Origin of the sequence: Actinomadura rubrisoli, assembly GCF_004349215.1 — a bacterium.
Classification (GTDB): domain Bacteria; phylum Actinomycetota; class Actinomycetes; order Streptosporangiales; family Streptosporangiaceae; genus Spirillospora; species Spirillospora rubrisoli.
The window spans coordinates 1-544 of the sequence record NZ_SMKU01000787.1 but is presented as its reverse complement, the minus strand read 5'-3'; the positions used below and the strand labels follow the sequence as shown (position 1 = coordinate 544).

Below are 544 nucleotides of genomic sequence, written 5' to 3'. Positions count from 1 at the left end.
GATTCCTTCTCCCGGCGCACATCGGCGATCTTCTCGTCGTACTCGCGCAGGTCCGGCGGCGCGGTCATCCGCCGGATCCGCATCCGCGACCCCGCCTCATCGATCAGATCGATCGCCTTGTCCGGCAGGAACCGGTCACTGATGTAGCGGTCGGCCAGCTGCGCGGCGGCGACCAGCGCGCTGTCGGTGATCGACACGCGGTGGTGCGCCTCGTACCGGTCGCGCAGGCCCTTGAGGATCTCGATCGTGTGCGACAGGGACGGCTCGGCGACCTGGATCGGTTGGAAGCGGCGCTCCAGCGCGGCGTCCTTCTCCAGGTGCTTGCGGTACTCGTCCAGCGTGGTCGCGCCGATGGTCTGGAGCTCGCCGCGAGCCAGCATCGGCTTCAAGATCGACGCGGCATCGATGGCGCCCTCAGCGGCGCCCGCGCCGACCAAGGTGTGCAGCTCATCGATGAACAAGATGATGTCACCGCGGGTACGGATCTCCTTGAGGACCTTCTTCAACCGCTCCTCAAAATCACCCCGATACCGCGAACCCGCCA

1 protein-coding gene is annotated in these 544 nt (G+C 66.5%); it reads right to left on the bottom strand.

Annotation, left to right across the window (positions count from 1 at the left end; genetic code table 11):
• Positions 1-544 (bottom strand): AAA family ATPase (locus tag E1298_RS47500; RefSeq protein WP_131903934.1); only part of this gene is annotated, 544 nt, incomplete at both ends.